Raw genomic sequence first — 13,783 nt, forward strand, 5'->3', positions numbered from 1 at the left:
TGCGCGGGCCTTTTCCTTAACGTGTCATCCTTAGCCGCGGTGACGGTGGCGGCGGTGGGTGTGCCGGCGCGGAGCGTTGCCGTTGAACGGCTGCAGTTCGAGGCCGGCGATACCGGCGGCGACGTTCAGCCCGGTCTGTCCCTGCAGGCTGATCGGCTGCAGTGCGTAGGCGTTGGCGGGACCGCCAACCAGAAAATTGCCGCCGCCGCCGATGCCGATCGACGCGTTGGCGCCGACGCCACCATAGCTGCCGGCGAGTTCGCCGCGTCCGAGCCGGCTGTTCGGCGCACTGACCGCCCAGGACAACTGGGTCTGCGCGGTCACACCGAGATCGAGGCCGATGCGCTGCACCTTGGCGATGTAGGGTTCAGGACGGCGGCCTTCGCTGCGGAACACGCATTCGAGGCTCGTCACCGAGCCGACCACGAAGCCGACATTCTGGCCGCCCTGGCATTGCAGGATGCCGGCGCGAACCACCGGCGCCGCGTCAGCGCTTGCGATCGGCGCGAGCAGCGATAGCGTCGCGAGTGTCAGTGTCAGAAGTCGCATGTGTCCCAGTCTCCGCATGTTGAAAAACAAATTCAGCGGAGCGGACAGGATGGAAGCGCCGTGTCCAAAACATGGCGCTTCCTCAAGAAGTCGTCAAAACATCAGTCGATCACGACCTGTTGTGATTTGACACGCCTTTTTTCTGACGCGTTTTCTTGGACAGCAACCGGGAAGCCATCCCGCATCAAGTGCGGGACAGGCTTGTGCCGCGAAAACGCTTCTTATCTCAAATTGCCGCAGAAGCGCTGGATGCGCTTGCAGGCGTCTTCGAGGTCGGAGGTTTTCGTCGCGTAGGAAATCCGGAACGCCGGCCCAAGGCCGAACGCGGAACCCTGCACGACGGCGACGCCTTCGCTCTCCAAAAGCTCGGTGACGAAGTCCTCGTCGTTAGCGATGACCTTGCCGGACGGCGAGGTCTTGCCGATGGTTCCGGCGCAGGACGGATAGACGTAGAACGCGCCTTCCGGCCGCGGGCATTCGATGCCCTTGGCCTGGTTCAGCATCGAGACCACGAGATCGCGGCGTTCCTTGAACACCTTGTTGTGCACGGGGATGAAGTCCTGCGGACCGTTCAGCGCTTCCACCGAAGCCCACTGCGCGATCGACGACGGGTTCGAGGTCGACTGCGACTGGATCGTCGACATCGCCTTGATCAGGTCGGCGGGGCCGCCGGCATAGCCGATGCGCCAGCCGGTCATGCAATAGGCCTTCGACACGCCGTTCACCGTCAGCGTGCGCTCATACAGTTTCGGCTCGACCTGCGCCGGCGTTGCGAACTGGAAGTCGTCATAGACCAGGTGCTCATACATGTCGTCGGTCATCACCCAGACATGCGGATGCTTCATCAGCACGTCGGTGATCGCCTTCAGCTCAGCGCGCGTGTAGGCGGCGCCGGTCGGGTTCGACGGCGAGCACAGGATGATCCATTTGGTCTTCGGCGTGATCGCCTTTTCGAGATCCTCGGGCAGCAGCTTGAAGCCGCTCGACGCCGGGCACACCACCGGCACCGTCTCGCCGCCGGCCAGCGCCACCATCTCTGGATAGCTCACCCAGTATGGCGCCGGGATGATCACCTCGTCGCCGGGGTTAAGCGTCGCCATCAGCGCGTTGTAGAGTACCTGCTTGCCGCCGGTTCCGACGATGACCTGGTTCGGCTTGTAGCTGAGACCGTTCTCGCGCTGGAATTTTGCGATGATGGCTTCCTTCAGTTCGGGAATGCCGCCGACATCGGTGTACTTGGTCTTGCCGGCCTCTATGGCGCGGATCGCCGCCAGCTTGATGTTGGCGGGCGTGTCGAAATCCGGCTCGCCGGCGCCAAGGCCGATGACGTTGCGGCCCGCCGCTTTCAGCGCGCGCGCTTTATCCGTGACCGCGATCGTCGCGGACGGCTTCACACGGGCGAGCGAGGCGGACAGGAAGGGCATCATCATCTCCTGGCAAACGTCGTGAGCTGAAGAATTTCACGACTCTTTTTGATGGGAACACCGCACCCTAAGGCGCTGCGCGCTGCATCGCAAGAAGCTTGGCCGGATACGGGTCAAACTTTAAGGAGCGTCGAAGAGGCTCGGTACGATCGGAGCAATATCGGCGCAATATTCGCAAAGTTCCGCAGCGAATTGACTCATATCTGACAAGGGGCCGGCAAGCGCGAACATCCGCCATGGATCGCGATGCCGAGCGCGGCTGATGGCCCCGGGGGCCACCGTCCTGCTGCATGGCCGCAGAGGAAGGCCGCCGGCATCCCGGTTCTCCAGCGCCGTGTCAGACGGAGTGGCACACGCCTCTTCGCGGCCAACATGGACACAACGCCAAGGTGTCTCGCGCGCGATTCGGTTTCCCCCTCGCTCATGTCGGAAGCGGACGCCGGCAGCTTGATCGCGAAGGCTTGAATCGGTTTGCTGCTCCGCTCCCGGCCGCGTGAGCTATGCGGCGTGGCATGACATGCTGCGCGCGTGCAGTGCAGTAGAGGTTTTCGACTTTTTCCATTCCGCGGGCCTTGCGACGCATTCGTATCGGCATCATTGTTTAGCCGCGTTGCGGCGCAAGAGCTTTCCGCAGTTCGCCCACCGCGTGCGCGATTCGATCCCTGAGTGAACCCAACGACGATGTACAAGCTCTATTCGATGCAGCGCTCCGGCAACAGCTACAAGGTCCGCCTTGCGCTGGCGCTGCTCAACGCGCCGTATCAGGCGATCGAAGTCGACATTCTCAGAGGCGAAAGCCGCACGCCGGATTTTCTGGAGAAGAATCCCAGCGGACAGGTGCCGCTGCTGGAAGTCGCCGAAGGACGCTACCTCGCCGAGTCCAACGCCATCCTCTGGTATGTCTGCGGCGGCACGTCGCTGGCCCCGGAGTCGCGGGTCGAACGCGCCGAAGCGCTGCAATGGATGTTCTTCGAGCAACATGCGCTCGAGCCCAATATCGGCGCCGCCTATTTCTGGCTGTCGCTGGTCAAGGGCGGCCGCGACCTGCAGACGCATGCGCTGGAGGATTGGATGGAGCGCGGCTATGCCGCGCTTCAGGTGATGGAAAACCATCTCAAGACCTGCAGCTATTTCGCCGCGGGGCAACTGACGGTCGCCGATATCGCGCTGTACGGCTACACCCATGTCGCCGACCGCTGCGACTACGACCTCGCGACCTTCCCCGCCATCCGCGCCTGGCTGCGGCGGGTCGAGCAGACCCCTGGCTTCGTCACCATGGACTGGCAGCCGGAGGTCGAGGTCGACGACCAGGCCGGTATCGCCGCCGGCGCATAACCGCCGCCACGTCTGCCGCCGGCCTCCTCACTTTCGCGCGAGCACGCCGCCAAAGGTTAAAAATAGCGGGCATAATGTTAACGTTTGCCGCGATTCCGCCATTTTCAAGGGCCGAACGCCGCAATGTTGCCGGTGATCATTGCAAGATTTTCCTGACGTCGCGTGAGTCGCGGGTGATTCGTCCCGCGTTACAAGGATTTAGGCCAATGATACGGTCCCCCGGCGCGGTCGGCTTCGAGAGTAGCCGCGCGCCCGTCGCTTCTTCCCGATTGCTTGGTGCCATCGCCACCTCGCTCGCGATCGGCACGCTATCGCTTTGCCTCATGGTCACCCTGACGGTGCTGTCGATCAAGGCCACGGTCGCGATGCCCTTTCCGTAATGGTTGCGGCTTTTCTGTTTGCATCATTAGCGAACGCGCGATGACCGTCATCGCGATTGGACGGACAGGATGAAGACACCTGTCGGCCTTGTGACCGCCGCCTTGGCGGTCGCGATCCTGCTTGCCGTCTCGTTCCTGATCGCCACCGGCACCCGCGGCCAGGAGCAGGCATTTGGTTCGTCGGCGGGCGAACTCGAAGTCCGGACCATCGCCAGAGGCCTCGCTAATCCCTGGGCGCTGGCGTTCCTGCCCGACGGCAAGATGCTGGTGACCGAGCGTCCGGGCCGCATGCGCATCGTTACGACCGAAGGACAGATCTCGCCGCCGCTGAAGGGCGTTCCCGAGGTCTGGGCGTCTGGCCAGGGCGGCCTGCTCGATGTCGTCGTCGACAAATCCTTTGCGCAGAGCAAAACCATCTATTTCTGCTTCGCCGAACGAACCGAAGGTGGCGGGCGCACCACGGTCACCCGCGCAAAACTCAACGATGGCAACGGCCGCCTCGACGACGTCAAGATCATCTTCCGCCAGCAAGGGCCTCTGTCATCAGGCAATCATTACGGTTGCCGCATCGCGCAGGCCGATGACGGCAATCTGTTCGTGGCGCTGGGCGATCATTTCACTCACCGCGACCAGGCGCAGAACCTCGGCAATCATCTCGGCAAACTGATCCGGATCGCGCCCGATGGTTCGGTGCCATCAGGTAATCCGTTCGCGGGCCGCACTGACGCCAAGCCAGAGATCTGGAGTTACGGGCACCGCAACGTGCAGGCGCTCGCGATCAATCCGGCTTCCGGCGACCCCTGGGAAATCGAGCACGGCCCGCGCGGCGGCGACGAGCTCAATCTGATCGGCAAGGGCAAGAATTACGGCTGGCCGGTGATCGGCTACGGCATCGATTATTCCGGCGCCAAGATCCACGACGCTACGGCCAAGGACGGCATGGAGCAGCCGCTCAAATACTGGGTGCCGTCGATCGCGCCGTCGGGCATGGCCTTCTACACCGGAAAGCTGTTTCCGAAATGGAACGGCAGCCTGTTCACCGGCGCGCTGCGCGGCGCGATGCTGGTGCGGCTGACGCTGAACGGCAATGCCGTGACGTCGGAGGAACGCCTGCTGCAAAACCTGCACGAGCGCATCAGGGACGTCCGCCAGGGGCCGGATGGCGCGCTGTGGCTGCTGACGGATAGTTCGAACGGACGGGTATTGCGGGTGGCGCCGGTTGCGAAGTGAAGTTGCGTACTTGGTGGGAACGGCGGGGAACTAAACCTCTTGTTGACACGCGCACTATATGTACATATATCTGTACATATCGCCGTGCAGCACAAAGGTAGAAGAGATGGCACACGTTTCTTACACTGAACTGCGTAACAACCTCGCGTCCTACATGGACGAGGTTTGCGATGATCGCGCCCCCCTGTTCGTCACCCGCCAGAATGCCCGCACCGTCGTTCTCATGGCCGAGGATGAGTATGAGAGTCTCATGGAGACCGTCCACCTCCTGAAGAGTCCCGCCAATGCAGTACGTCTTCTACGTTCCATCAAGGAAGCGGACGAGGGCAAACTAACTGAACGCGAGTTGATCGAGCCAACAAAGGCAGGTTCGGCCAAGGTATGAAAACCGCTTGGACGGAAGATGCCTGGCAAGACTATCTGCAATGGCAAAAGGAGGATGAAAAGATCCTCGAAGTCATAAACGGTCTAATCAAAGATATTAAGCGCGATCCGTTCAAGGGGCTTGGGAAACCAGAGCCCCTTAAACATGCGCTCCAGGGATGGTGGTCGCGCCGCATTTCAGGCGAACATCGCTTGGTGTATCGCGTTTCTGGAAAGGGTGACACTCAGCAACTCGACATTGCTCAGTGCCGCTATCATTACTAGCGGGCCATTTTTCCAGCCTTCTTTCTCTTTGCTACTTTCTCAGCCTTCAGCGGCTCATGCGATTGAGCGGTGTTCCCCGAACACGCCGTTGCCATCAACTCACGCCCATTTGTGAAAAATCAGGAACGCGCCGAAGGCGATGAAAAGAAAGCCGAGCGCGTGGTTCCACCCGAGCGGCTCCTTCAGATAGAGCACCGAGAAGCAGGCAAACACCACCAGCGTGATCACCTCCTGCATGGTCTTTAGCTGCGCCGCCGAATAGACCGCGCTGCCCCAGCGGTTGGCCGGCACCGCCAGCCAGTATTCGACGAAGGCGATGCCCCAGCTCGCCAGCACGACCAGCGCCAGCGGGCTCTGCTTGAATTTCAGATGGCCGTACCAGGCAAAGGTCATGAAGACGTTGGAGGCGAACAGCATCAGGACCGGCAGCAACGTCGGGGAAACAGTGGGCATCGATGTCCTCTTGCAAATGTCATGCGGCTCAATCGGCGGGTGCGGTACCCCGTTCCTTAACTCGATATCATTTGATTTCAAAAATGCGAAAGTTCGCCGCATCCGCGCAACGCTCTCTTAAGACTGGCGGCAGAAAGGCGTGCACAATCGCAACAATCGGGCATGCTTGCGTCTTATTCCCGGCAAGTGACGAGAACGGGCATGCAGTTAAACTGGCGCGCAATCTCCGGTCCGGCCCTTACGACAGCGACGGCGTTGATCGCCTTCCTGGTCGACCGGCATTTCGTTCCCGTCCCCAATCCCGCGCCATTGTTCGTCTGCATCGTCGCTCTTGCCGCTTCCGTCAGCGGCATCGCCTCCGGCATGGCCAGCGCCGTCATCGCGGTGGCGTCTTCCGCGCTGTTCTTCCTCAACCACCGCGCCACGCCCGGCTACGACATGTCGGACCTGGCGCGCATGCTGCTGCTGGCGGTTACCGCCGGCGGCACCGCGCTGATCACCGGCCTGTTGCGGAAGAAATGGGTCGATGCGTTCGCATGGGAGAAAAAGCATCATGCCACCGCGGACCGCCTGTCGGCCGCGCTCGATCAGGTCGATATCGGCATCGTGCTGCTCGATGCCGATACCCGCGCCGAATTCATCAACCGCGCCTTCCGCGATTATTTCGCGCTGTCTGACGCGCAGGCCGACAGCAAGCCGCCCTTCATCGCGCTGATGTATCACGGCCGCGACACCGGCGCCTGGCAACTGCCCGAGGACGAGTTGAGCGCGTTCATCGCCAAGCGCACCGAGATGATACGGACCGGCGATTCCACGCCGATCAACATCAATCTCGCCGACGGACAGGTGCTGCGCTTCATCTGCACGGCGCTGCCCGATGGTGGACGCATGCTGAGCTACACACCTGTCACCGACCTCGTCCGCCACAGCGACGATCCCGGCAGCGCCGACTACTATCGCGCGCTACGCGGCAGCTATCGCAGCCTTGCCCACCACCTCGGCGCCGCGGAATAGCGGCGGCTCTCTCTTAAACCTCGCCCCGCTTGCGGGGAGAGGTCGGATCGCCTCGGCGATGCGAAGCATCGTCCGGTGCGATCCGGGTGAGGGGGTACAGGTCTCACGTCGTTCACTGCTCGCGGTGAGAGCCCCTCACCCCAACCCTCTCCCCGTGAAGAACGGGGAGAGGGAGTCAATCGCGCGAGACGACACGTCGACGTGCGAAGTTGATGGCTGCCAAGTGTGTCTGTAGTAATGAACGGACACCCCGCCTGCGCGTCCCGACGCGTCCCAGCAAACGGAATCGCTAAATGTCCGGCGACCTCACCATCCGCTTCGTCACCCGTCAGGACTACGCGCAATGGCTTCCGCTGTGGGATGGCTACAACGCCTTCTACGGCCGATCGGGCGCGACCGCGCTGGCGCCCGAGATCACGGCGATGACCTGGGCGCGCTTCTTCGACGCCTATGAGCCGGTGCATGCGCTGGTCGCCGAGAGCGGCGGCGAGCTGCTTGGGCTGACGCATTATCTGTTTCACCGCTCTACCACCATGATCGAGCCGAATTGCTATCTGCAGGATCTGTTCACGAGCGCGGCAGTACGCCGCAAGGGCGTCGGCCGCGCCCTGATCAACGGCGTGTACGAACAGGCGAAGCTCGCTGGATGTTCCCGCGTCTATTGGCAGACGCACGAGACCAACGAAACCGCGATGCAGCTTTACGACAAGGTGGCGGAGCGTTCCGGCTTCATCGTTTACCGCAAGCTGTTCTGACACGGTTTCGTGAAGACGGTCCCGTCAAGCCGGCTGTGGATAAGTCCGGATGTCACGGGAGCGTAACATAGCGCGGATAGGTTGCAGGCGCGTCTGATCAGGCCCCCCGTCTCAGATCACGCGCCCCAAGCGGCCCCCGTCAGTCGCCGCGTCTGACCGGGGCCGCATCTTTTTGTGCCGCATGGCTGCCAAGCGCAAAGGCCGATGGCCCCGCTGCTTGCGGCGCCAAGCCGCGCGGGCCACAATGCCGACCCCCTCCCCTACGTGCTCCCCACAGGATCGATCCATGCAAATTCGCAACCTCGGCGGCTCCGGCCTGCGCGTTTCCGCCGTCGGCCTCGGCTGCAACAATTTCGGCCAGCGCACCGATCTGGAGACCTCGCGCAAGGTCATCCACAAGGCGATCGACCTCGGCATCACCCTGTTCGACACCGCCGACATCTATGCCGGCATGGGCGGCTCCGAGACCGTGCTGGGCACCGTGCTCGGCGACCGCCGCAAGGACATCGTGCTGGCGACGAAATATTCCAAGCCGATGGCAACCGACGGCACCAAGCAGGGCGCCTCGCGCCGCTACATCATGTCCGCCGTCGAAGCCAGCCTGACGCGGCTGAAGACCGACTACATCGATCTCTACCAGCAGCATGATTACGATCCCCTGACGCCGATGGAAGAGACGCTGCGCGCGCTCGACGATCTCGTCCGCCAGGGCAAGGTCCGCTACATCGGCAATTCGAATTTTCCGGCCTGGCGCATCGCGGAAGCGGAACTGATGGCGCGGCAGATGAACGTCAGCCGCTTCGTCTCCTGCCAGGACGAATACAGCCTCGTGGTGCGCGGCATCGAAAAGGATCTGTTGCCCGCCGCGCAAGAGTACAAGCTCGGTCTGCTGCCGTTCTTCCCGCTGGCGAGCGGGCTCCTCACCGGCAAATACAAGCGCGGCGCCGCCGCCCCCGACGACACCCGCTTCGCCAAGGCGCCGGCGCTGAAGGACCGCTACGTCACGTCGCGCAATGAAGACATCGTCGAAAAACTGCAGGCGTTCGCGCAAGCGCGCAGACACACCATGCTCGAACTCGCCTTCTCCTGGCTCGCCTCCCGCCCGCAAGTCTCAAGCGTCATCGCCGGCGCGACGCGTGTCGAACAGGTCGAGCAGAACGTGAAAGCGATCGGCTGGAGTTTGAGCGCGGAGGAGATGGCGGAGATCGACCAGATTACGAAATAGATCTTGCTCGGTGTCGTCCCTGCGAAAGCAGGGACCCATAACCACAAATGTTTGCGGTTACGCCGCGCTGGAGCTCCAGCGCGCTCCAACAATTATCTGCGGTGGTTATGGGTCCCGGCTCCTGATGCGCAATTGCGCATATGGGCCGGGACAACACCGTGGGTGGGTTAGCTCCCTACCCCACCAGCCCCTGCATCGGCTTCACCGCGCTGCTGTCCGGAAACACGCTCTCCGCCAGCACGCGCTCCGCCAGCCCGAACTGATCCTTCAGCACGCCCTTCATCACCGCGCGCAAATCGGTGGTCGGGGCGAGATCGCGGCCCTGATAGAGATTGGCCGGCTTCAGCCCCGGCCAGTCCGCAATCACGCGCCCGCCCTTTACCGCGCCGCCGGCGAGCAGCGCGATGGTGCCGGTGCCGTGGTCGGTGCCCTGCGTACCGTTGATGCGCGCGGTGCGGCCGAATTCGGTGGCGACCACGATCACCGTGTCGCGCCAGCGCGCCCCTAACCCGCTTTCGAATTCCGCCAACGCGCCGTCGAGGCCGCCGAGCAATTGCGCCAGCCGCCCGACAGGTCCGCCTTCATTGGCATGCGTATCCCAGCCGTCGAAGGCGAGCGCGCCGATCCGCGGGCCGTCGTCGGCCGCCATCAGCTTTGCGGCGCCGCGCGCCGCCAGCCGCATCGCAGCCACGCCGTTGGTGCCGGGCTTAGGCTTCATGTCGTCGCCTTGCGCGGCCTTGTCGAGCGCGAGGCCCTGCTTCAACGCGCTCGCCAGCGCGGGATCGCGGTGTTGATAGAGTTCGACGAGCCGCATCGCGGTATCCTCGGCAGCTTGCGGCACCGCGACTGGCGCCCAGCCGACCGTCGGTGCCGCGCCGCGCAGCACCAGCGGCGTGGTCGGGCCGACCGCGAGCGCGCCCGTCACTCGCTCGCCTTTCGGCAGGCCTTCCAGCGCGCGGTTGAGCCAGCCGGACTGCACCCGGCCTGGACCTGCAAAACCGCTTTCGAGCACGTCCTGCCCGTCGAAATGCGAACGGTCGCGATAGGACGTCGCGACCGCATGAACCACGGCCGCCTTCTTCTCGCGATACATCCGCGCGAGCTCCGGCATCGCCGGATGCAGCGAAAAGAAATTGTCGAGCCCCACAGCCGCGTTCGGTCCGCTCGACGACAACGCGATCGAACCATGCAGGCCGGCATAATCAGGATCGCCAATCGGCGCCACGGTGGCGAGCCCATCCAGCGCGCCGCGCAGGATCACGACCACCAGCCGCGGATCGCGGCCATCGGCGGCGCGCGCGAACTTCGGCAAATAGGCCCACGCCGCAAAGGAAGCGCCGCCGAGCAACAGCGAGCGTCGCGAAACGACCGACGATCTCAGGTTCTCGCAGCAATCCATTGTCGTTTCCATGGGCGTCATCTCCTCTGGAATTCCGGCGACATCAACAACAGCGCCAGCGCCTGCTGCCGCGATTCCGCGCGCTCGATGGTTTTCCGCGTCTCTGATGATGCCGCATCCGCGGCAACGAGTTCGAGCAGGTCGCGCGGATCGACGCCGTCGGCGAGCCGTGAGGCGATCTGCGCTGATATATCGAGCCGCAGCTTGATGCCTTCCGGCGCCGCCCATGCCGCGTTCGTATCAGGGAAGCCGTTCGGCCCCGCGGGCGACCACAGCGGCTGGCCCAACGCGTTCAAGCCGCCGAGATAGCGGCCGGGATCGTTCGGAATCTGCGCGAGCAATCTTCCCGCCGCGACCAGGAATTCGTAAGGCGAGCGCATCTTGGAGAGCGGCGCCTTCCAGGCCTCGTCGGAATCCACCAGCGCCATTGCCAGCGCCTTGAGATCGCCGTCGGTTCGCGTGAAGACATCGGCGAGCCGCGCCACCAATGCCGGCGGCGGATCGTCGGCCACGAAGTGGCGCGCGAACTTCGCCGCGATGAATTTCGCGGTCGAAGGATGGCGCGCGAGATCCGCCAGCACCGCCTCGCCCTGCGCCACATCAGGGGCGCCGTAGATTTTTCCCATCACCCGCTGCGCGCCCGGCTGATGCGCGTTGGCGTTGAACACGAAGGAGCCGGGCGCGCCCAACTGGCCCAGCCTTCCCGCATAGGTCCAGCCCGTGATGATGTTCGCCAGCGACGTCACGTCGTCCTGCGAATAACCGCCGCCGACGCCGAGTGTATGCAGTTCCAGGATTTCGCGGGCGAGGTTTTCGTTCAGTCCGCGGTTGCGGTTTTTCCCGGCGCGCGAATCCGGGCCCAGCGATTGCTGGTTGTCGAGAAAGAACAGCATCGCCGGATGCTGCTCGACCGCCTTCAGCATGTCGCCGAAACGCCCGAGCACATGCGGCCGGATCGCCTCGCGCTCGAATGAGCCGGCCCACATCCGCGCCGGCCCGCCCTTGTTGGCCGAGATGCAGAAATGATTGGACCAGAACACCACCAGCCGCTCGGTGAAACCGCAATCGGCGATGACGGCCCGTTGCAGCCGCGCCAGCGCCTCGGCGCGAAAGGTTTTCTGGATGATGTTGAGCGGTTGCGGCGGCGGTTTTGGCGCACTGGGCCGCATCGCCTCGGCGGGCGCCATCGCCGCATTGTCCGGCGGTTTCGCTGGCTCTTTGGGCGCCATCTCCATGGCGATGCTGTTGAGCGAAAGGTTCCGCCGCTGCGCCTTCGCATCCGCCGGCGGTTGACCTTCGGTCGCGGGCGCCGGCGTGGCCGACTTGCCGGCTGCGTCCCGGGCCTGCTGAATCTCGAACTGATAGTCGAACACGGCCTTGCCGAGCGCCGGCGTCGACTGCAATCCCGGCACTTCGAGCAGCACTCCGTTGGGACGGGCGAGTTCTGCCTTGACGAAGCCGCGCGGATCGGAGGCCGCATTGAGAAAATCGCCGGACGCCCCGCCACGCGCGCCCAGTCCGAAGCGATTGAGCGCAACGAGGGCTGCTTGCGAATCGCGGGCCATCGGATTTCCCTTGGGTCTTTCGCCGGCGTATATTGCCGCTGATTATACCGCGCTTCGCCGTGAACCCGAGATTAATTCCACTTAAGGGATGCCGCCCGATTCATGACAAATCGGTTAGAAAATCAGCCTTCCCGCCGCCTCGCCTGCGCCGGCTGCGGCGCTGAATTCAGTTGCAGCCTGTCGGGGCCGTGCTGGTGTTCCGACGAAGCGTTCCGCCTGCCGATGCCGGCAGACGGCAGCGATTGTCTCTGCCCGACCTGCCTGCGCAAACTCGCAGAACAGCGCGCAGGCGCAGGTGCGACGTGACCGGCAAATGGAATGTCAGCGCCGTCCTCCTCGACATGGACGGCACGCTGCTCGACACCGAGCGCGTCTATCTCGACAGCCTGGTCGCGGCGCTGAAGACGCATGGCTACACCGACGACACCACGACGCTGTGTCAGGCAATGGTCGGTCTCCCCGGTCCGGAGTGCGAGGCCATGCTGCACACGCGCTATGGGGAGAGCTTTCCGCTTGCGGAGATCAGCCGGGCCTTCGTCAGCAACCGCGATGAACTTCTCAGCGCGGGCCTGCCGCTGAAAAGCGGCGCGGTCGAACTGCTGGATGCGCTGCAGGCCGCCGAATGCCCGATGGCGATCGTCACCTCCTCGTCGCAACGAACCGCCGATGCGCATCTGCGGCTTGCCGGCATTCGCCACCGTTTCGAAACGCTCCTGACCCGTGACGACGTTGTCCGCGGCAAGCCGAGTCCCGATCTCTATCTTCTGGCGGCGTCGCGCTTTGGCCTGAAACCGGAAGTTTGCGTGGCGGTGGAGGATTCAAATCACGGCGTGGCGGCCGCCCTCGCCGCCGGCGCCATTACGATCATGGTGCCCGATATGGTGACGCCGACGGAAGAGTCGCGCGCGCGATGCGCTGCCGTGGTGCCCGACCTCGGTGCCGTGCTCGAGGTACTGCGCGAGCGCGGGCGATTCGAAAGCCGCTCGCTCTAGCCGTCATTGCCTGCGACAAACGCGAAGCGTTTGCGCAAGGGGCGAAAGCGACGAAGCAATCCATCGCGCCGCAAGCGGACATATGGATTGCTTCGCGGAGCCTGTCATCGGGCGCGCATTCGCGCGACCCGTTGGCACGCAATGACGGAGAATTATCGCACTCGCCGCTTCACCCGCACGGGAAGTGCAGCCTCGATCAACGCATGGGCGGCCTCACCCGCCGTTTCCATGTAGCCGGGATCACGGTGCAGCAGCACGACCGCGAACGATCCATCGAGCAGCAGCAGGATTTGCCGCGCGAGCTGCAGAGGATCGGCAATGCCTTCCTCCTCGAAGCTCACACGCAGCCATTCCTCGAACTTCTTCTTGTGCGCGGCGCCGATTTTCATCGCGGGATGACCGGGCATGTTGGCGAGTTCGGCTGACGTGCGCAGGAATCCGCATCCCTTCCACTTCGGATGCCGCGCCGAGCGGGCGAGGTTGCGAAAGATGCGCTCGACCCGGGCCGGCAGCCCGTCGTCGGCCTCCGCGAACCATTGCCGGAACAGCGCGAGGTTGGGCTGGTCGCGGGCGGCAAGATACGCCGCGATGAGATCGTCCTTGCTCTTGAAATGATAATACAGCGTTCGCTTGGTGACGCCGGCCTTCGCCGCCACCGCATCGACGCTGACGCCCCTGATGCCGTCATTGTAGAACAACGCGTTCGCCGCCGAGATGATGCGTTCGCGTGTCGGGATGCCGGATCGTGCCATGGGGCGTATGTATACTAACCAGTGAATATACACAACGCGATCCGGCTTCTAGGGTGCCCGCA

The 13,783-nt window shown here is 63.6% G+C and carries 16 protein-coding genes; 10 read left to right on the forward strand and 6 right to left on the reverse strand.

Annotated features, from left to right (window positions below; translation table 11 throughout):
* Window positions 1-30: 30 nt before the first annotated feature.
* On the reverse strand, window positions 31-549 hold the full coding sequence (locus IVB05_RS36210) for a DUF992 domain-containing protein (RefSeq protein WP_247780859.1): 519 nt from the start codon (window positions 547-549) through the stop codon (window positions 31-33).
* A 221-nt stretch (window positions 550-770) separates the two neighbouring features.
* Window positions 771-1,973 (reverse strand): pyridoxal phosphate-dependent aminotransferase, encoded by a 1,203-nt coding sequence (locus IVB05_RS36215; protein WP_247780861.1) that lies wholly within the window; start codon window positions 1,971-1,973, stop codon window positions 771-773.
* A 681-nt stretch (window positions 1,974-2,654) separates the two neighbouring features.
* Here IVB05_RS36215 and IVB05_RS36220 point away from each other — a divergent pair.
* The 5 genes from IVB05_RS36220 to IVB05_RS36240 all read left to right on the forward strand — a co-directional run bounded on the left by IVB05_RS36220 (window position 2,655) and on the right by IVB05_RS36240 (window position 5,566).
* A complete protein-coding gene (locus tag IVB05_RS36220; protein ID WP_247787261.1) occupies window positions 2,655-3,308 on the forward strand; it encodes a glutathione S-transferase family protein in 654 nt (217 codons plus the stop codon).
* A 206-nt stretch (window positions 3,309-3,514) separates the two neighbouring features.
* The gene (locus IVB05_RS36225) at window positions 3,515-3,688 is read left to right on the forward strand and encodes a hypothetical protein (RefSeq protein WP_247780862.1); all 174 of its coding nucleotides are present in this window, start codon (window positions 3,515-3,517) and stop codon (window positions 3,686-3,688) included.
* Between the two features lie 69 nt (window positions 3,689-3,757).
* Window positions 3,758-4,918, forward strand: a complete 1,161-nt coding sequence (locus IVB05_RS36230) for a PQQ-dependent sugar dehydrogenase (protein WP_247780864.1) — start codon at window positions 3,758-3,760, stop codon at window positions 4,916-4,918.
* 106 nt (window positions 4,919-5,024) lie between these two features.
* Window positions 5,025-5,303: a type II toxin-antitoxin system prevent-host-death family antitoxin gene (locus tag IVB05_RS36235; RefSeq protein WP_247780866.1), complete on the forward strand. Its 279-nt coding sequence runs from the start codon at window positions 5,025-5,027 to the stop codon at window positions 5,301-5,303.
* The gene (locus tag IVB05_RS36240) at window positions 5,300-5,566 is read left to right on the forward strand and encodes a Txe/YoeB family addiction module toxin (RefSeq protein ID WP_247780867.1); all 267 of its coding nucleotides are present in this window, start codon (window positions 5,300-5,302) and stop codon (window positions 5,564-5,566) included. The genes IVB05_RS36235 and IVB05_RS36240 overlap by 4 nt, the downstream gene beginning before the upstream one ends.
* A 99-nt stretch (window positions 5,567-5,665) precedes the next feature.
* Here the strand turns inward: IVB05_RS36240 and IVB05_RS36245 are convergent, their stop codons facing one another.
* Window positions 5,666-6,019, reverse strand: coding sequence for a DMT family protein (locus IVB05_RS36245; protein WP_247780869.1), 354 nt, complete (start codon window positions 6,017-6,019; stop codon window positions 5,666-5,668).
* A gap of 201 nt (window positions 6,020-6,220) precedes the next feature.
* On the opposite strand from IVB05_RS36245, the gene IVB05_RS36250 reads away from it, so the two are divergent.
* The 3 genes from IVB05_RS36250 (at window position 6,221) to IVB05_RS36260 (ending at window position 9,013) form a co-directional block, all read left to right on the forward strand.
* The gene (locus IVB05_RS36250; RefSeq protein WP_247780871.1) at window positions 6,221-7,033 is read left to right on the forward strand and encodes a PAS-domain containing protein; all 813 of its coding nucleotides are present in this window, start codon (window positions 6,221-6,223) and stop codon (window positions 7,031-7,033) included.
* A gap of 293 nt (window positions 7,034-7,326) precedes the next feature.
* Window positions 7,327-7,788 (forward strand): GNAT family N-acetyltransferase, encoded by a 462-nt coding sequence (locus IVB05_RS36255; RefSeq protein WP_247780873.1) that lies wholly within the window; start codon window positions 7,327-7,329, stop codon window positions 7,786-7,788.
* A gap of 286 nt (window positions 7,789-8,074) precedes the next feature.
* A complete protein-coding gene (locus IVB05_RS36260; RefSeq protein ID WP_247780874.1) occupies window positions 8,075-9,013 on the forward strand; it encodes an aldo/keto reductase in 939 nt (312 codons plus the stop codon).
* 175 nt (window positions 9,014-9,188) lie between these two features.
* On the opposite strand, the gene IVB05_RS36265 is transcribed toward IVB05_RS36260, so the two are convergent.
* Window positions 9,189-10,433, reverse strand: coding sequence for a DUF1501 domain-containing protein (locus IVB05_RS36265; protein WP_247780876.1), 1,245 nt, complete (start codon window positions 10,431-10,433; stop codon window positions 9,189-9,191).
* Window positions 10,430-11,977, reverse strand: coding sequence for a DUF1800 family protein (locus IVB05_RS36270; protein ID WP_247780878.1), 1,548 nt, complete (start codon window positions 11,975-11,977; stop codon window positions 10,430-10,432). Before IVB05_RS36270 ends, IVB05_RS36265 begins: the two co-directional genes overlap by 4 nt.
* Before the next feature lie 102 nt (window positions 11,978-12,079).
* On the opposite strand from IVB05_RS36270, the gene IVB05_RS36275 reads away from it, so the two are divergent.
* Entirely contained in the window at window positions 12,080-12,283 is a 204-nt protein-coding gene (locus tag IVB05_RS36275) for a cysteine-rich CWC family protein (RefSeq protein ID WP_247780880.1), read from the forward strand.
* Window positions 12,280-12,969 (forward strand): HAD family phosphatase, encoded by a 690-nt coding sequence (locus IVB05_RS36280; protein WP_247780882.1) that lies wholly within the window; start codon window positions 12,280-12,282, stop codon window positions 12,967-12,969. The genes IVB05_RS36275 and IVB05_RS36280 overlap by 4 nt, the downstream gene beginning before the upstream one ends.
* Before the next feature lie 152 nt (window positions 12,970-13,121).
* On the opposite strand, the gene IVB05_RS36285 is transcribed toward IVB05_RS36280, so the two are convergent.
* The gene (locus IVB05_RS36285) at window positions 13,122-13,721 is read right to left on the reverse strand and encodes a TetR/AcrR family transcriptional regulator (protein ID WP_247780884.1); all 600 of its coding nucleotides are present in this window, start codon (window positions 13,719-13,721) and stop codon (window positions 13,122-13,124) included.
* Window positions 13,722-13,783: the final 62 nt, after the last annotated feature.

It is taken from the genome of Bradyrhizobium sp. 170 (genome assembly GCF_023101085.1).
Classification (GTDB): Bacteria; Pseudomonadota; Alphaproteobacteria; order Rhizobiales; family Xanthobacteraceae; genus Bradyrhizobium.